This window comes from Nitrospirillum amazonense, assembly GCF_007828035.1.
Lineage (GTDB): Bacteria > Pseudomonadota > Alphaproteobacteria > Azospirillales > Azospirillaceae > Nitrospirillum > Nitrospirillum amazonense.
Map to the genome: position 1 here is coordinate 159,911 of NZ_VITV01000008.1, position 16,325 is coordinate 176,235.

At 68.0% G+C, this 16,325-nt stretch carries 15 protein-coding genes; 7 read left to right on the top strand and 8 right to left on the bottom strand.

All coding sequences use genetic code 11. From position 1 onward, the window contains the following. The first annotated feature begins 5 nt into the window (after nt 1–5). The 3 genes from FBZ87_RS21170 to FBZ87_RS21180 all read left to right on the top strand — a co-directional run bounded on the left by FBZ87_RS21170 (nt 6) and on the right by FBZ87_RS21180 (nt 4,875). Entirely contained in the window at nt 6–1,007 is a 1,002-nt protein-coding gene (locus FBZ87_RS21170) for an efflux RND transporter periplasmic adaptor subunit (protein ID WP_186291609.1), read from the top strand. A gap of 164 nt (nt 1,008–1,171) precedes the next feature. Continuing rightward, nucleotides 1,172–2,662, top strand: a complete 1,491-nt coding sequence (locus FBZ87_RS21175; RefSeq protein WP_145612590.1) for a tetratricopeptide repeat protein — start codon at nt 1,172–1,174, stop codon at nt 2,660–2,662. Next, nucleotides 2,659–4,875, top strand: a complete 2,217-nt coding sequence (locus FBZ87_RS21180) for a tetratricopeptide repeat protein (RefSeq protein ID WP_186454889.1) — start codon at nt 2,659–2,661, stop codon at nt 4,873–4,875. Before FBZ87_RS21175 ends, FBZ87_RS21180 begins: the two co-directional genes overlap by 4 nt. Before the next feature lie 19 nt (nt 4,876–4,894). Here FBZ87_RS21180 and FBZ87_RS21185 read toward each other — a convergent pair whose 3' ends face one another. Continuing rightward, a complete protein-coding gene (locus FBZ87_RS21185; RefSeq protein ID WP_145612592.1) occupies nt 4,895–5,248 on the bottom strand; it encodes a DUF6984 family protein in 354 nt (117 codons plus the stop codon). A gap of 113 nt (nt 5,249–5,361) precedes the next feature. After that, a complete protein-coding gene (gene folD, locus FBZ87_RS21190; RefSeq protein ID WP_145612593.1) occupies nt 5,362–6,270 on the bottom strand; it encodes a bifunctional methylenetetrahydrofolate dehydrogenase/methenyltetrahydrofolate cyclohydrolase FolD in 909 nt (302 codons plus the stop codon). 240 nt (nt 6,271–6,510) lie between these two features. On the opposite strand from folD, the gene fucP reads away from it, so the two are divergent. Beyond that, the gene (gene fucP / locus FBZ87_RS21195; protein ID WP_145612594.1) at nt 6,511–7,857 is read left to right on the top strand and encodes an L-fucose:H+ symporter permease; all 1,347 of its coding nucleotides are present in this window, start codon (nt 6,511–6,513) and stop codon (nt 7,855–7,857) included. Nucleotides 7,858–7,868: 11 nt separating this feature from the next. Then, nucleotides 7,869–8,678 (top strand): amidohydrolase family protein, encoded by an 810-nt coding sequence (locus FBZ87_RS21200; protein ID WP_145612595.1) that lies wholly within the window; start codon nt 7,869–7,871, stop codon nt 8,676–8,678. On the opposite strand, the gene FBZ87_RS21205 is transcribed toward FBZ87_RS21200, so the two are convergent. The 5 genes from FBZ87_RS21205 to FBZ87_RS21225 form a co-directional block, all read right to left on the bottom strand. Continuing rightward, complete coding sequence (locus tag FBZ87_RS21205) at nt 8,675–10,006, bottom strand: phospholipase D-like domain-containing protein (protein WP_145612596.1); 1,332 nt, start codon at nt 10,004–10,006, stop codon at nt 8,675–8,677. The genes FBZ87_RS21200 and FBZ87_RS21205 overlap by 4 nt on opposite strands. A 93-nt stretch (nt 10,007–10,099) precedes the next feature. Beyond that, nucleotides 10,100–10,828: an SDR family oxidoreductase gene (locus FBZ87_RS21210; protein WP_145612597.1), complete on the bottom strand. Its 729-nt coding sequence runs from the start codon at nt 10,826–10,828 to the stop codon at nt 10,100–10,102. Nucleotides 10,829–10,839: 11 nt separating this feature from the next. Continuing rightward, a complete protein-coding gene (locus FBZ87_RS21215) occupies nt 10,840–12,036 on the bottom strand; it encodes a UxaA family hydrolase (protein WP_211107038.1) in 1,197 nt (398 codons plus the stop codon). Between the two features lie 10 nt (nt 12,037–12,046). After that, nucleotides 12,047–12,364: a UxaA family hydrolase gene (locus FBZ87_RS21220; RefSeq protein WP_145612599.1), complete on the bottom strand. Its 318-nt coding sequence runs from the start codon at nt 12,362–12,364 to the stop codon at nt 12,047–12,049. Next, nucleotides 12,361–13,404 (bottom strand): aldo/keto reductase, encoded by a 1,044-nt coding sequence (locus FBZ87_RS21225; RefSeq protein ID WP_145612600.1) that lies wholly within the window; start codon nt 13,402–13,404, stop codon nt 12,361–12,363. Before FBZ87_RS21225 ends, FBZ87_RS21220 begins: the two co-directional genes overlap by 4 nt. A 181-nt stretch (nt 13,405–13,585) precedes the next feature. Between FBZ87_RS21225 and FBZ87_RS21230 the strand changes: the two genes are divergently transcribed. Together FBZ87_RS21230 and purU are read left to right on the top strand one after the other, a co-directional pair. Then, nucleotides 13,586–14,416, top strand: a complete 831-nt coding sequence (locus FBZ87_RS21230) for an IclR family transcriptional regulator (RefSeq protein WP_145612601.1) — start codon at nt 13,586–13,588, stop codon at nt 14,414–14,416. Nucleotides 14,417–14,537: 121 nt separating this feature from the next. Then, entirely contained in the window at nt 14,538–15,416 is an 879-nt protein-coding gene (gene purU / locus FBZ87_RS21235; RefSeq protein WP_246134519.1) for a formyltetrahydrofolate deformylase, read from the top strand. A 60-nt stretch (nt 15,417–15,476) separates the two neighbouring features. Here purU and FBZ87_RS21240 read toward each other — a convergent pair whose 3' ends face one another. Beyond that, nucleotides 15,477–16,133: a hypothetical protein gene (locus tag FBZ87_RS21240; protein WP_145612602.1), complete on the bottom strand. Its 657-nt coding sequence runs from the start codon at nt 16,131–16,133 to the stop codon at nt 15,477–15,479. Nucleotides 16,134–16,325: the final 192 nt, after the last annotated feature.

A 16,325-nucleotide genomic window follows, 5' to 3' on the forward strand; every position in this document is an offset into this window, starting at 1 on the left:
CCGCCATGCGCAGCTTCATCACCGCCCTGACCCGCCTTGCCGTCACGCTGGTCGTGGTCGCCATCGCCGCCCTGGTAGGCTGGCGCTTCTGGATCTATTACATGGAAGAGCCATGGACCCGGGACGGCCGGGTGCGGGCCGATATCGTGGGCGTGACGCCCGACGTCTCCGGCCTGGTGGATGAGGTGCTGGTGCATGACAACCAGACCGTGACCAAGGGCCAAGTGCTGTTCCGCATCGATCGTGCCCGCTTCACCCTGGCGCTGCAGCAGGCCGACGCCGCGGTGGCCGCCAAGAAGGCCAACTTCGACGAACTGGTGCTGGAGCGGAACCGCTATGAATCGCTCAGCAGCTCCGCCGTGTCGCGGGAGAAGCAGGAGCAGACGGTGGCCGCCGCCAAGCAGGCCGAGGCCATCTACCTGCAGGCCGTGGCCGACCGCAACGTCGCCAAGCTGAACCTGGACCGGACGGAGGTGATGGCCACCGTCAACGGCTATATCACCAACTTCGACCTGCGCCCCGGCGACTATGTCACCGCCGGCAAGGCCGTGACCGCTCTGGTGGACAGCGACAGCCTGCACGTCCAGGGCTATTTCGAGGAAACCAAGCTGGGCCGCATCCATGTGGGTGACCCGGTAACCGTGCGCCTGATGGGCGACCCGCGCAGCTTCAGTGGCCATGTGGAGAGCGTGGCCGCCGCCATCGAGGACCGGGAACGCACGGACGGCAGCAACCTGCTGGCCAACGTGAACCCCACCTTCAGCTGGGTGCGCCTGGCCCAGCGCATCCCGGTGCGCGTGGTGCTGGACAACCCGCCGGCCGACCTGCGCCTGATCCCTGGCCGCACCGCCACCGTGGCGGTCGTGGGCTCCGACGCCGTGCTGAAAACGCCCCTGACCAAGTTGCCCCATCCGACGCCGCAAGGCACCCAGCAGCCCCAGGCGTCCCCGCCGGTAGCACCGACACCCCAGCCGGCGGTCCCCGCCACCAAGCCCAAGGCGCGGTGACCAAAACTGTCCGAGGAAGAGCGTGCAAGGGGCGCTGCCGCCCCTCTTCATTCAGGGACATGACGTCGCAGTCCAGCAGGCCCCCGACAGCCAGCGGGCCCCGCCCCGTTTAATGACCCAGGCGCCCCGTGGGCGGGTGCCGGGGCATCGGGGGCGATCGGCATATGGAAGGGGCATCCGGCACGGCGAGCGTGCCCACGGGCAGCATGCCCGGCGCCGAGGCCATCCGGCGGGCGATCCTGCGGCTGGAAGGTGCGGTGGCGGACAGCCCCACATCCATCGATGCGCGCTTTCACCTCGGCGTCCTGTTGCAGGCCGACGGCCGGCGGGACGAGGCGGTAGCGCAGTACCGCCAGGCCTTGGTGCTGAACCCCTTCGACGCCCGTTTGCACAACGCCCTGGGCATCGCGCACCACGACGCCGGCGACATGGCCCAGGCCATGAGCTGTTTCGAGGATGCGCTGGCCAGCGATCCGGACGATCCCCAGGCGCACAACAACATGGGCCACCTGCTGCAGGTGGAGAACCGGCTGGACGACGCGCTGGCCTTCTTCGATTGGGCGCTGGCCCTGCGGCCTGACTATCCGGAGGCGCTGAACAACAGCGGCGTGGTCAGGCAGATGCAGGGCCGGCTGGACCAGGCCGTCGCCCTATACCGCCGCGCCGTGGCGCTGCGCCCCGACTATGCCGCCGCGCACAAGAACCTGGGCATGACCCTGCTGGCGGCCGGCCAATATGAGAAAGGCTGGCGGGAGTTCGAATGGCGCTGGCAGGACCCTCAGCTGGCCGGCGCCCGCCGCCCCTTCACCTGCCCGCAATGGCGTGGCGAGGACGCGCCCGGGCGCATCGTGCTGATCCATGGCGAACAAGGCTACGGCGATAGCCTGCAGTTCTGCCGCTACATCCCCCTGGTGGCCGAACGTGGCCTGCGCGTGGTGGTGGAAGTGCCCCAGCCCCTGGTCCGGCTGATGCGCCGTCTGCCGGGGGTGGAGCAGGTGGTGGCCCATGGCCAGGCCCTGTCGCCGTTCGACCTGCATTGCCCGATGATGAGCCTGCCGCTGGCCTTCGGCACCACCCTCGCCACCATCCCGGCGCCCATCCCCTATCTGGCGGCCGATCCGGCGGAGATGGAGGTTTGGCGACGGCGCCTGGCGTTGGCGGCGCCGGGTGACAACCGGCCCTTGGTGGGATTGGTTTGGGCGGGGGCAGCCCGCGCCGGTACGCCCGACGTGGCGGTGGCCGATCGCCGCCGGTCCATGGGCCTGGCCGCCCTCATGCCCCTGTTGGATGATGACCGCGTGCGTTTCATCAGTCTGCAAAAGGACGCGGCGGAGACCGAGGTGCCACCCGGCCTGGGCGGCCTGATCGACAGCGTTGTGGATTTCGCCGACACCGCCGCCCTGGTCAGCAACCTGGATCTGGTGATCAGCGTCGACACCGCCGTGGCCCATCTGGCGGCGGCCATGGGCGTCAGCGTCTGGCTGCTGAACCGCTTTGACAGTTGCTGGCGTTGGCTGCGCGGCCGGGATGACAGCCCCTGGTATCCCACGACCCTGCGTCAGTTCCGGCAAGCGCGCCTGGGGGACTGGGGCGGTGTCGTTCAATCCGTACGCGCGGCCCTGGCCGCCACCTTCACCTCTGGAACATGCCGATGACCGCCCGCCCCGCCGCCCTTCCCAAACCACCCCTGCCGGCGGGTCAGAAAGCCTTCGCCGCCGCCGTGATACAGCACAAGGCCGGCCGGCTGGAAGCGGCGGCCGTGCTGTACCGCAAGGCGCTGTCGCTGATGCCCCGGCACCCGGAAAGCCTGCACCTGCTGGGCGTCGTCGCCTTCCAGCAGAAGCGCATGGATGAGGCAGTGGTGTTGATCACCCAGGCCCTGACCCTGAAGCCAGCCTTCCCCGAGGCACTGAACAATCTGGGCACGGTGCGGGAGGCACAGGGTGACATCGATGCCGCCGCCGATTGCTTCCAGCGCGCCGTAGCGCTGAAACCAGATTTCGCCGAAGGATACAACAACCTGGGCAACGCCTTGAAGGCACAGGGAAAGCTGGACGAAGCCCTGGCGGCGCTGGACCGGGCGCTGGAGCTTCGCCCCGCCTATGCGGAGGCACACAACAACAGGGGCGTGGTCCATCGCCTGCAAAGCCGCTGGGCCGAGGCCGAAGCCGGCTTCCGGCAGGCACTGGCGGCCAAGCCCACCTATGTCAACGCCCTCTACAACCTGGGCCTGGTGCTACGCCTGACCGGCCGGCTGGAAGAGGCCATGCCCTGGCTGGAGCAGGCGGTGGATCGGGCGCCCGACCATGCCGAAGCCTGCTTCAACCTGGGCCTCGCCTTACAGGATCTGGACAGGCACGATGACGCCCTGCCGTACCTGCGCCGGGCGGCGGCCCTGCGCCCCGATGATCCTGTCCCCCACAGCAGCCTGGGCACCACCTTGCAAACCTTGGGGCACGCGCCGGAGGCGCTGCTGTGCTATCAGCGGGCGCTGGCGCTGAAGCCGGATTTCGCCGACGCCCACAACAACATGGGCCTTATCCTTTACGTCCACGGCCGCTATGCCGAGGCGGAGTCTTGTTTCGCCCGCGCCATTGCGCTGTTGCCCGGCAATCCCAAGACCCACAATAACTTAGGGCTCGCCCTCCTGGCGCAGGGTAAGGGCGCGGAGGCGGCGCGAGCCTTCGACCTGGCCATCGACGCCCAGCCGGACTATGCCGAGCCACACAACAACCTGGGCATGGCCCTGCATGCCGAGGGGCGGATGGACCAGGCGCGGGCCAGCATCCAGGCCGCCTTGGCCCTAAACCCGGATTATCCGGAGGCCCACAACAACTTGGGCGCTGTCTTTCAGGCCAAAGGTGAGCTGGACTTGGCCGCCGCCTGCTTCCGCCGCGCCATCGCGCTGAAGCCCGACTACGGCGCCTGCCACAACAATCTGGGCATGTCGTTGCTGTCCGCCGGACAGTATGAGGAGGGCTGGCGCGAATATGAGTGGCGCTGGCGCACCCGCCAGATGACGCCCTACGCCCGCCAGTTCCCCCAGCCGCAGTGGCGGGGAGAGCCGGCCGCCGGCAAGACCATCCTGATCCACGCCGAACAGGGCCTGGGCGATACCCTTCAGTTCAGCCGCTACCTGCCCCTAGTGGCGGCGCGGGGCCTGCGCATCACGCTGGCCGTCCAGCCGCAGGTGGCCCGCCTGCTGCGCCCCCTGCCCGGCGTGACCCATATCCTGGTGGAAGGGGAACCCCTGCCGCCCTTCGACCTGCAATGCCCGATGATGAGCCTGCCGCTGGCCTTCGGCACCACGGTGGAGACCGTCCCGGCGGAGGTGCCCTACCTGGCCGCCGACGCGGGGGATGTGGCCGTCTGGCGGGACCGCCTGGCCGGGGACGGCCCGGGCCTGCGCGTCGGCCTGGCCTGGGCCGGCAACCCCCGGCGCGACCGGCCGGAACTGGCAGCCGTGGACCGCCGCCGCTCCGTGGCGCCGGAGTTGCTGGCGCCCTTGGCCCAGGTGCCCGGCGTGCGGCTCTACAGCCTGCAGAAGGACGCGGCACCACCGGCCGATCTCCCCTTGATCGACCGTATGGCGGAAGTGGCGGACTTCGGGGACACCGCCGCCCTCATCGCCAACCTGGACCTGGTGATCAGTGTCGACACCTCGGTCGTCCATCTGGCCGGCGCGCTGGGCAAGCCGGTGTGGATGATGAACCGCCACGACAGCTGCTGGCGATGGTTCCGGAACCGGAACGACAGCCCCTGGTATCCGACTTTACGGCTGTTCAGCCAGGCGGCACCGGGGGACTGGGATGGCGTGGTGATGGCGGTGTGGAAGGCGCTGGCAATAAAGGTGGCAGAGCGGAATTAGGGGGCAGCATCAACATCGATCACCATAGAAACCTTAGTGTGTTCCATTGTGGTTCGATAATATCGCCTTCCTCCCGTCGTATAAATTCTAACTCCAACAGCCGATCATTTTCGTCGGCATATAAAACAACCTCAATTTCAGTATGATCAGCGTCTAGGAGAACGCCTCCAGGCGAATAAGAATGCTGTCCATGATAGGATGGCCTGGCATAGCCATTGATCCTAAATTTTATCACTTCACCATTTGCACGAGTTGACTCAACGACCGCATTTTCCATGTCTTGGATTAATATCTGGCGCTTGCCCGGATCGAGCCTCTCGGCAAATTTCCGAATGATCAACAGCTCTTTGGAACTAAGAGCACGTTCGCTCATGGTCGATATTTTCCCGGTTGGTGACGCTGAGGCCCGTCTCTCGCGTATGAAAAAGCCCCTGGCTGAACCCCGCATCGCGCGGTCCGGCCGGGGGCTTGGAATGGCAAGGCGTTTTACGCGAACTCCGCCAGTTCCGCCTCCAGCCCACGGCTGCGGCAGGCGGCGGTCAGGGTGTTCAGCAGCAGCACGGCGATGGTCATGGGGCCCACGCCGCCCGGCACCGGAGTGATGGCGCCGGCCACGGCGGCCGCCTCGTCATAGGCGACGTCGCCCACCAGGCGGGTCTTGCCGGCGGCAGCCGCCTCGGGATCGCGGGCGGGCACGCGGTTGATGCCCACGTCGATGACCACGGCGCCGGGCTTCACCCAATCACCCTTCACCATCTCCGGTCGGCCGACGGCGGCCACCAGGATGTCGGCGGTGCGGCACAGGGCGGGCAGATCGGCGGTGCGGCTGTGGGCGATGGTGACGGTGCAGTCGGCCTGCAGCAGCAGCTGGGCCATGGGCTTGCCCACTATGTTGGACCGGCCCACCACCACGGCGTGCTTGCCCTTCAGGCTGCCCAGATGGTCCTTCAGCATCATCAGGCAGCCCAGCGGCGTGCACGGAACCATGCCGGGCAGACCCACCGCCAGGCGTCCGGCGTTGACCACGTGGAAACCGTCGACATCCTTGTTGGGGTCGATGGCGCCCAGGACGGCGTTGCTGTCGATATGGGCCGGCAGGGGCAACTGCACCAGGATGCCGTGGATGGCGGGATCGGCGTTCAGGCTGTGCACCAGGGCCAGCAGATCTTCCTGCGTGGTGCTGGCCTCCAGCCGGTGGGTGACGGAGTGCATGCCGGCGGCGTGGGTCTGTTCGCCCTTGTTGCGGACATAGACCTGGCTGGCCGGATCCTCGCCCACCAGCACCACGGCCAGGCCGGGCTTCAGCCCGTGACGGGTGATGAGGTCGGCGACCTTGGCGCCGATGCGTTCGCGCAAGGCCGCAGCGAATGCCTTACCGTCGATGATGTGCGCCATGACCTGTTCCTCCGCCAGCGAAACCTGAGAATTGCGCGGGACATTAGCCGCAGCGCACTGCGCCGCCAATCCCTTGGGCTCAAAAGCCTTCCGAACCCTGCCATGCAGCACCGTCGGTCCCCCCGGTGCCGTGACAAGGCTGCCGCCAGGCGTTTTTATATTTGACGTATAAATTCATATTTGATGTGCTGGTCACCAGCCGGGCCACATGCCGGCCAAAAGAACACCCTGGGAGGGGACATGTCGGACGGCCGCGCGCATCCGCATCAGCACCAAGCCACAAAACCGAAATGGGCGATTCCCATCGCCCTGATCGTCAGCCTGTTTTTCCTGTGGGGCGTGGCCAACAACCTGAACGACGTGCTGATCGCGCAGTTCCGCAAGGCCTTCGATCTTCAGGATTGGCAGTCCGGTCTGGTGCAATCCGCCTTCTACCTGGGCTATTTCTTCTGCGCCATGCCGGCGGCCCTGTTCGCCCGGCGCTACGGTTACAAGGCCGCCATTGTCCTCGGGCTGGCGCTCTACGGCATCGGTGCGCTGCTGTTCTATCCGGCGGCCGAACTACGGGCGTACAGCGCCTTCCTGGGCGCCCTGTTTGTCATCGCCAGCGGCCTCGCCTTCCTGGAAACCTCCGCCAACCCGCTGATGACCGTGCTGGGCGACCCGGCGGGGGCTGAGCGGCGGCTGAACCTGGCCCAGGCCTTCAATCCCCTGGGCTCCGTTGCGGGTGTCCTCATGGGGCGGCAGTTCATCCTGTCCGGCGTGGAATACACGCCCGAGCAACTGGCCGCCCTATCGCCCGAGGCGCTGGCCCGGTTCCGGGACACCGAGGCCATGGCGGCCCAGTCCTCCTATCTGGTGCTGGGCGTGCTGGTCCTGCTGTGGGCGGTGGTGGTGTTCGCCGTGCGCTTCCCCACCCTGAGCGACGGGCCGGAGGAACGGCCTGAGGAAGGGGTGGATACGGCGGCGGCTGGTGATGGAAGCGGCTTCCGCGGTCTGCTGCGCCACCGCCATTTCCTGTTCGGCGTGGTGGCGCAGTTCTTCTACGTCGGCGCCCAGGTGGGGGTATGGAGCTTCCTGATCCGCTATTCCCAGCACGCCCTGCCCGGCACGGGGGAGAAGACGGCCGCCGCCTACCTCACCCTGTCCCTGGTGGCCTTCATGGCCGGGCGCTTCGCCGGCACCGCCCTGATGGGCCGGATGCCGGCGGAACGGCTGATGGGCGTGTTCGCCGCCATCAACGTCGCGCTGTGCCTGGTGGGAGCGTTTGGCGGCGGCTGGCTGGGGCTGGGCGCCATGATTGCCACCAGCTTCTTCATGTCCATCATGTTCCCCACCATCTTCGCCCTGTCGTTGCGCGGCCTGGGGCCGCTGACCAAGCTGGGCTCGTCTTGGCTGGTCATGGCCATCATCGGGGGCGCCGCCATCCCCGTGGCCATGGGCCGTGTGTCGGACATGACCAGCATCGCCGTCGCCATGGTGGTGCCGGGGGTGTGCTTCGCCGTCGTCGGCGCCTTCAGCCTGGCGGGGCGCACGGCGCCGGTGGGTGGGCGCGATGAGCGGCTGAAGGTCGTGGCCACGCACTGAGGGCGACCGGCATGATCGATGCCCACCAGCACATCTGGCGCCTGGGCCGGCACGGGCACAGCTGGCCCACGCCCGACCTGGCGGTCATCCACCGCGACCATGAGGTAGCGGACCTGGAGGCCCTGGCCGCCCCCCTGGGCGTCACCGGCAGCGTGCTGGTGCAGTCCCAGCCCTGTGACGAGGACACCGACTTCCTGCTGGAGGAAGCGGCGCGCCAGCCCTTCGTCCGGGGTGTGGTGGGCTGGGTTGACATGAAGGCGCCGGACGCGCCAGCGCGCATCGCCGCCCTGGCCGCCCGGCCCAAGATACGCGGCCTGCGCCCCATGCTGCAGTCTCTGCCCGTGGACTGGATCGCCGATCCATCCGTCGATGCCGCCGCCCGCGCCCTTGTGGTGTGCGGCCTGAGCTTCGACGCGCTGGTCCTGCCGCCCCACCTGCCCGCTTTGCTGGACTTCTCCCGCCGGCACCCGGATTTGGCCATGGTGATCGACCACGGCGCCAAGCCCTATATCGCCCGGGGGGAGATCGACGGCTGGGCCGCCGGCATGCGGGGCCTGGCCGCCCTGCCCCAGGTCCACGCCAAGCTGTCCGGCCTGCTGACCGAGGCTGGCGACCGGCCGACGGCTGCCGCCCTGATACCCTACGTGGACGTCCTGCTGGACGCCTTCGGCCCCGACCGCCTGATGTGGGGAAGCGACTGGCCGGTGCTGAACCTGGCAGGCGATTACGCGGGCTGGCTGGCCATGGCGCGCGATCTGGTGCCGGCCGAGGCGCACCCGGCGGTGTTCGACGGCACGGCGCAGCGCTTCTACCGTCTTTAAAGTACCTCCTCCACCAGCCGGGCGCCCCATTCACCCAGGCGCTCGTCCAGGCCGCGATGATGCCATGCCTCGGGGTCTATCGCCCGGGCATGGGTCAGGTCATGCTGGAACATGGCCTCCATCTCCTGCCCGAACCCGGCGCCCAGGACCACGGCGTTGATCTCGTTGTTGAAGGCGACGCTGCGCCAATCGAGGTTGGAGGAACCGACGGTGGACCAGTCGCCGTCGATGACGGCGGTCTTGGCATGCAGGATGGCGTCCGCATACTCGTAAATATGCACGCCGGCGGCCAGCAGGTCGCTGTAATAGCCGCGCCCGGCCATGACCGACAGGGGGCTGTCGCTGGGCCCCGGCACCAGCACGGTGACATCCACGCCCCGCGCGGCCGCCTGCCTCAGTGCCCGGGCCAGGTCCGGCGTCGGCACGAAATAGCCGGTGGTCAGGTGGATGGACTTGCGCGCCAGGGTGATGGCCACCAGCAGGCTGCGGTAGATCAGCGGCCGGCCCTCCGTCGGCGCGCCGCTCAGCGCCTGCAGGACGATGTCGCCCGGCCGGGTTCGTGGGCCCGGCGGCGGCGCGCTCAAGGGTGGGGCGGCGTCGAGCCCCTGGGCCTGGCGCTGCTGGTCCCAGGTGTCCGCGTACAGGCGCTGGAACTCCGCCACCACCGGGCCGGCGATGCGCACATCGGTATCGCGCCAGGGGCGCTGTTCCGGATCCTGGTTTTCGGCGCCCGCGCCGGCGTGATGGCGGCGGTCGTAGACCTCGCTGATGTTCACGCCGCCCACGATGGCGACGGCGTCGTCCACGATCAGCAGCTTGCGATGGTCGCGGCGGTTGACGTCCAGGGTCAGCAACGTCGCGGGGTCGACCGGGTTGAAGACCAGCAGGTTCACGCCGCCCTGGCGCAGGCGCTCGAACACCTCCTTGGGCGTGTCCTGCGAGCCCCAGGCGTCATAGATCAGGTTGACCTCCACCCCTTGCGCCCGCTTGGCCACCAGCTTCTCCGCGAAGCGGGAGCCTTCCACCCCATCGAACTCATAGCTTTCCATGTCGATGCGGGTGCGGGCGCCGTCGATGGCGGCGTCCATGGCGGCATAGGTCTCGGTGCCGCTGCGCAACAGGGTGACGCTGTTGCCGCCGACGAAGGGCGCGCCGCCGATGATTTCCCCCTGCCGGCGCAGCAGATCCAGCCGGCTGGTCGCATCCGCCGTGGCCAGTGCCCGGGCGATGTCGGGGTCGGCCGAGGGCAGCGTGGCGCAGCCGGCGACGCCGCCAACCAAGGCAAGGGCGATAAGGGCGGTTCTGGCGAAGCTTAGGCGAGGCGGCATGGGCCGGATCGTGCCACCGCTGCCGCCATCCGGCCATTGCGACCAGCGGCGGAGCGGGGCCCGATTTCCGGCTTATGCGGGGGATGCGGCGGCTTAGGCCGTCCAGCCACCGTCGATGACATGGATGGCGCCGGTGGTGAAGGATGAGGCGTCGCTGGCCAGGTACAGCGCCAGTTCCGCGATCTCCTCCGCCCGGCCCAGGCGGCCCATGGGCTGGCGGGCGACGAAGGCGGCCTGCGCCGCGGCATAATCGCCGGTGGCGGCCAGGCGTTCATCCAGCGAGGGGGTCTGCACCGTGCCGGGACAGATGGCGTTGCAGCGCACACCCCGGCCCACGAAGTCGGCGGCCACCGACTTGGTCAGGCCGATGACGGCGGCCTTGGTGGCACCGTAGGCGAAGCGGTTGGGCACGCCCTTGATGGAGCTGGCGACCGACGACATGTTGACGATGCTGCCCCCGCCCGCCTCCAGCATGCCGGGCAGAAAGGCGCGGATGGTGCGGACCATGGCCGTGACGTTCAGATCCCAGGAAAAGTCCCAGGCGGCCGCATCGCACTCCAGGATGGTGCCCGCATGGACGAAGCCGGCGCAATTGAACAGCACGTCGATGGGCCCGACCTCCGCCGCGATGGCAGCCACGTCCGCGTCACTGCGCACGTCCAGCCGATGGTGACGGCAGCCCGCGACCTCGGCCAGCTTGTCGGTGTTGATGTCGGTGGCGTGGACGGTCGCCCCCTCCCGCGCGAACAGTTCCGCCGCCGCGCGACCAATGCCTTGCGCAGCCGCCGTCACCAGCGCCGTCTTACCCTCTAGACGTCCCATTAGTGATCTCCTCAAGCAGCCCGCGTGGGCAGGCAGGCGGGGCCCACCGGCTCGAACGATTTGTAGGTCAGGATGAATTCCTGATGGCCCAGGGCCTCGGACACGGTGCGCTCGCCCACCGCCGCCGCCTCGACTAGATCCAGGATCTCGGCCCCCACCTCATCCAGCGTGGCCTTGCCTTCCAGGATGCGGCCGGCGTTCACGTCCATGTCCTCCGACAGCCGGGTATAAGTCTCCGGGTTGGCGCAGACCTTGATGACGGGGGAGATGGCGGAGCCGACGACGGAGCCGCGCCCGGTGGTGAACAGGATGACGTGGCTGCCCGACGCGATCAGCTCCACGATCTCCGCGTTGTCGGAAATGTTGGGGAAACCGAAGCGCGGCTCCCCATCCGGCACCACGTCCATCAGGTACAGTCCACCTGACGGCGGAATGTCGCCCGGCTTGATCAGGCCGCTGATGGGGGAGGAGCCGGACTTGGAATAGGCGCCCATGGACTTCTCTTCCTGGGTGGTCAGCCCGCCCTCGGCATTGCCAGGGGCGAAGCTGCCGAAGCCCATGATGGTGTAGTAGCGCTCCGCCTTCTGCACGCAGGCCTCGATCTCGGCACCCAGTTCCGGCGTCACGGCCCGGTCGGACATGATGCGCTCACAGCCCACCAGCTCGCCCGTCTCCTCGAAGATGCAGGTGGCGCCGGCCTCGACCAGCCAATCGAAGCAGCGGCCGACGGCGGGGTTGGCGGTGATGCCGCTGGTACCGTCGGACCCGCCGCAGATGGTACCCACCACCAGTTCATGCCGGGCCATGGGCCCCACCGGCGTCTGGTCGGCGAGGGCTTTCAGGCGGGCCACGGCGGCACGCCCGGCCTCGATGGTGGCCTTGGTGCCGCCGGCCTGCTGGATGACCAGGGTTTCCACCGGCCGGCCGCTGGCCGCCACCACCTGGCGCAGGGCCTCACGGTTGAAGCTCTCGCAGCCCAGCGACACCAGCAGCACCCCGCCCACGTTGGGATGGGTGCACAGCTTGGTCATGATCTGGAAGGCGTAGCTGTTGGGATAGCAGCCGGGGAAGCCGATCAGGTGCACGTCCATGTCGTCGCTGACCGTGACGATACGGCGGGCCACATGGTGGGCGCATTCCACCAGATAGGCCACGACCACCACGTTGCGGATGCCCTTGCGCCCGTCGCTTCTGAGAAACCCACGCATCTCCGCCATATCAGTGGCCCCCTTCGCTGCCGCCGACCACCTGTCGTGTATGGCTGGCGATGTAATCGCTTTTCATGTTGTGCATGTGGACATGGCCGCCGACGTCCACCGCGGCGGTCATGGAGCCGATGGGCGCGCCGTATTTCAGCACCTTGTCCCCCGCCGCCAGGGTGCGGCGGGCCAGTTTATGGCCCACGGTCACGTCCTGGGCGGCGGTGACGGGCGTGCCGTCGATTTCCAGGGCGTCGCCGGCGCGGATGGCGGCGCGGACCACCAGCACGTTGTCATCCGGATGCAGCAGGATGAGAGGAGAGATGGGCGTGCTCATGCGGCTTTCGTTGTGTTGGGAGTGGGAACGGGGGCATCCGGATGCAGCAAGCCATCGGCGCCCAGGATCTGCCACAACTCGGGTGGAATGACGGTGTCCATCAGGGCCCGGGTTTGGGCCACCTGTGCCGCATCCGCCATGCCGGGGATGACGCTGGCCACCACCGGGTGTGCCAGGGGAAACTGCAAGGCCGCCGCGGCCAAAGGCACGTCGAAGCGGTCGCAAGCCGCTTCCAGCCGGCGCACGCGGTCGATGATGGCGGCGGGCGCCGGCTGGTAATTGTAGTACAGCGGGGCCGCACCCTGGGTGCCGTTCACCAGAATGCCGGAATTGTAGGGGCCGCCGACGATGACCTTCACCCCGCGCGCGGCGCAGGCGGGAAAGAAGGCGTCCAGCGCCGTCTGTTCCAGCAGGGTGTAGCGGCCGGCCAGCAACACGACGTCGAAGTCGGCATGGCTCATCGCCTCCAGGCACACCTGCCACTCATTGACGCCCAGGCCGATGGCGCGCACCGCCCCCTGGTCCCGCAGTTCCCGCATGGCGCGGTAGCCGCCGTCCAGGAAACGGCGGAAATGAACGGCGTGGTCGTCACCATGGGTGACGGTGCCCAGGTCATGGGCCAGCAGCAGGTCGATGCGGTTCCGCCCCAGCCGCCGCCGGCTTTCGGCGTAGGAACGCATGACGCCATCATAGCTGTAGTCGAACACGGGCTCATACGGGGCGGCGTCGGCGAAGCCGTGCCTCACCGGGCCCGCGCCCGCGCCAACCGGCACCAGCACCCGCCCCACCTTGGTGGAAACCACCAGCTCTTCACCGGGGTCCAACTCTGCCAGCACGGCACCCAGGCGGCTCTCGCTGAGGCCAAAGCCGTAATGGGGTGCTGTATCCAGGTAGCGGATGCCGGCCGTCACTGCCGCCGTCACGGCGGCCCGGGCCGCTTCCTCCGCCACCGGCTGGTACAGGTTGCCGATGGCCGCGGCGCCGAAGCCCAGCGGGGGCAAGGGCGGGCATGCCGGGGTGAATGAAGAGAATGCGTCCATGGCGGCCTTCCCGGGGGGCGGGGCGATTTTCAATTCATATACGAAATCACCTTCCGCATATAAAATCATCGGCCACAGTCCGTAAGTCAAGACGCCTCACGCCATCTCTTGCCCGGCGGGCGCCCTGATGGCATAGCCGGAGAGCCGCAAACCCAGCCCTCAGGCCCAGGCCGGATTATCCATGCCCCCCCTTCCCGATGATACCGTGCCCGACCTCGACACCCCCGATGACCTCACGGCCGACGGTGCGGCGGAAACCGTGCGCAAGTACCGGGCGCCCGCCTTGGAGAAAGGGCTGGACATCCTGGAGTTGATGGCCAGCCACGGCGCGCCCATGACGCCGTCGCAGATTTCCGCCCGGCTGGGCCGCTCGGTCAGTGAGCTGTTCCGCATGATCCAGGTGCTGGAGTTCCGGGGCTATATCGCGCCGGCGGCGGCGGCCGATGGCTATGAGCTGACCAACAAGTTGTTTACTCTGGGCATGGCGCGGGCGTCGGTGCGCACCCTTCTGGAGGCGGCCCTTCCCCTGATGCGCGAGCTGGCGCTGGCCATCGGCCAATCCTGCCACCTGGCGGTGGCTTCGGACGACCAGATGGTGGTGGTGGCGCGCATCGAGAACCCGGGCCACCTGGGTTTCTCCGTGCGTCCCGGCTATCACCGCAGCTTGGTGGAGGCTACGTCCGGCATGGTGCTGTACGCCTTCCAGCCGCCTCACACCCAGGCCCTGTGGCGCGCCATGCTGGAACGCGCCGTGGGGCCGGAACGGGTGGCCCCCTTTGCCGCCCGCGCCGATGCCGTGCGCGCCCAGGGTTATGCCCAGGCCGCCAGCGACTACGCCCTGGGGGTCATGGACCTGTCCGCCCCGGTCATCGGTGGCACCGGGGCGGCGGTGGCGGCCCTGACCGTGCCCTTCATGCAGCATACACCCCAGGTCCGTTCCCTGGCGGAAACCATAGGCATGGTGCAAGCCACCGCCCGGCAGATCGCCCTTGACCTCACGGAACGGGCCTGAACCGACCCGCACGGGATGGCCGGCATGCACGCGCCCAGGGCTGTGACAGGGCCATGGTTTATGCTAGACCCGGGCAACTTCCTTCCAAATAACACCCGCATGCCTTGAGGAATCGTTCGCCGTGACGTCGCAGCCGACCCCCGCCCCCCACAGCCCCTACGTCCTGGTGCTGACCTGCCCCGACGTGAAGGGTGTGGTGGCCGCCGTCTCCAGCTATCTGGCCGACAACGACGCCTCGATCACCGAATCCAATCATTTCAACGACCAGCTGACCAACAGCTTTTCCATGCGCACGGCCTTCCGGCCGGATGGCCCGGGATTCCCCGACCCGGACAGCCTGCGCCAGGGCTTTCAGTTGATCGCCCGCCGCTTCCGCATGGATTGGCAGTTGGTGGACATGACGGTGAAGCCCAAAGTGGTGATCGCCGTGTCCAAGTTCGGCCACTGCCTTTACGACCTGCTGCACCGCGCCCGCTCCGGCTCCCTGCCCATCGACATCCCGGCCGTCATCTCCAACCACGACGACATGCGCTCCTTCGTGGAATGGAGCGGCATCCCCTATCACCACCTGCCGGTGAAGGGCGATAAGACGGCGCAGGAGGCCGCGTTCATGGACGTGGTGAATCAGGCCGGTGCCGACCTGGTCGTGCTGGCCCGCTACATGCAGATCCTGTCGGCTGACCTCTGCGGCCAACTGGCGGGCCGCTGCATCAATATCCACCATTCCTTCCTGCCCAGCTTCAAGGGCGCCAAGCCCTACCACCAGGCCCACGCCCGTGGCGTGAAGCTGATCGGCGCCACCGCCCATTATGTGACCACAGACCTGGATGAAGGCCCCATCATCGAACAGGGCATCGAGCGGGTGGATCACACCCAGACGCCGGAAGACCTGGTGGATATCGGCCGTGACATCGAATGCGCCGTCCTGGCCCGCGCCGTGCGCTGGCACATCGAGCGCCGCATCCTGGTGACGGGGCAGAAAACCATCGTGTTCAGCTGAACGAAAAGGGTGGGACAGCCAGCCAGCCGTCCCGCCCTTAGACTTCAGGCGCCACTACGGTCAGCGCGGCGTTACGCTGGTGCTGGTCGATGTGCCGCCCGAGGCGTTCACCTTGGCCGATGCGCCCCCGGCGGACACGCTGTCCTGGCTCTGGACCCTGGCATGGTCGTTGGCGGACACGCCGGACTTGCCGGCCGAGACATCAGCGCCGCCGGTGGTGCCGGCCGACACGCCGGCACCACCGTTCAGCAGCGTCGGAGCTTTGGCGGCGCCCACGGCCGTGGTGCTCGTGCTGCCGGTGGTCTGGGTCGTACCGGCGGCGGTACCGTTGGTCACGCCCATGGCGCCGGCGGTGGTGCCGTTCTCGACCTCCTGGGTGGTGGCCGCGGCGCTGGCGGCGGTACTGCCGGCCGCGTTGGCGTTCGCCTTGGCGGCATCGGTGGCGGCATTGGTGGTGTCCTGCGCCGTCACGGCGGCGCTGTCCCTCACCTGGCCGGCGGCGGCGGTGCCGCTGGCGGCGCGGGGGACGGCCTGGGCGTTCAAGCCGGCCATCGCATTCTGCTGGGCGCCCAGGTTGGCGCCGGTGGCGGTGTTCAGGGTGCTGCTGACGCCACCGGTCACGGCACCGGTGGCATGGCCGCCGATCAACTGCGCGTTGGCGGCGCCGGCCAGCAGGGCGGCGACAGCCACGCCGCTCAGGAGAAGACGGGTATTCATGGTGTTCCTCCGTATCGCAGTGCGGCAAGCGCCTTCAAATTTTCCGCGCCTGCCCTTGCTACAGAGGCCAGTTCATTACCCAATGATGGCGGCAATTTGGCAAGGGAATGGATTCAATTGGCCTAATGCGAAAGCCGTAAAGGCTCAGAAATTTAAAATATTCCTCTCTCTATTAAAAATGAAATTGATCTT

Coding starts and splice junctions, on each gene's coding strand:
- FBZ87_RS21180 (WP_186454889.1), top strand. CDS start 2,659: ATGACCGCCCGCCCCGCCGCCCTTCCCAAACCACCCCTGCCGGCGGGT.
- FBZ87_RS21170 (WP_186291609.1), top strand. CDS start 6: ATGCGCAGCTTCATCACCGCCCTGACCCGCCTTGCCGTCACGCTGGTC.
- FBZ87_RS21230 (WP_145612601.1), top strand. CDS start 13,586: ATGCCCCCCCTTCCCGATGATACCGTGCCCGACCTCGACACCCCCGAT.
- FBZ87_RS21220 (WP_145612599.1), bottom strand. CDS start 12,364: ATGAGCACGCCCATCTCTCCTCTCATCCTGCTGCATCCGGATGACAAC.
- fucP (WP_145612594.1), top strand. CDS start 6,511: ATGTCGGACGGCCGCGCGCATCCGCATCAGCACCAAGCCACAAAACCG.
- FBZ87_RS21185 (WP_145612592.1), bottom strand. CDS start 5,248: ATGAGCGAACGTGCTCTTAGTTCCAAAGAGCTGTTGATCATTCGGAAA.
- FBZ87_RS21175 (WP_145612590.1), top strand. CDS start 1,172: ATGGAAGGGGCATCCGGCACGGCGAGCGTGCCCACGGGCAGCATGCCC.
- FBZ87_RS21225 (WP_145612600.1), bottom strand. CDS start 13,404: ATGGACGCATTCTCTTCATTCACCCCGGCATGCCCGCCCTTGCCCCCG.
- folD (WP_145612593.1), bottom strand. CDS start 6,270: ATGGCGCACATCATCGACGGTAAGGCATTCGCTGCGGCCTTGCGCGAA.
- FBZ87_RS21215 (WP_211107038.1), bottom strand. CDS start 12,036: ATGCGTGGGTTTCTCAGAAGCGACGGGCGCAAGGGCATCCGCAACGTG.
- FBZ87_RS21210 (WP_145612597.1), bottom strand. CDS start 10,828: ATGGGACGTCTAGAGGGTAAGACGGCGCTGGTGACGGCGGCTGCGCAA.
- FBZ87_RS21200 (WP_145612595.1), top strand. CDS start 7,869: ATGATCGATGCCCACCAGCACATCTGGCGCCTGGGCCGGCACGGGCAC.
- FBZ87_RS21205 (WP_145612596.1), bottom strand. CDS start 10,006: ATGCCGCCTCGCCTAAGCTTCGCCAGAACCGCCCTTATCGCCCTTGCC.
- FBZ87_RS21240 (WP_145612602.1), bottom strand. CDS start 16,133: ATGAATACCCGTCTTCTCCTGAGCGGCGTGGCTGTCGCCGCCCTGCTG.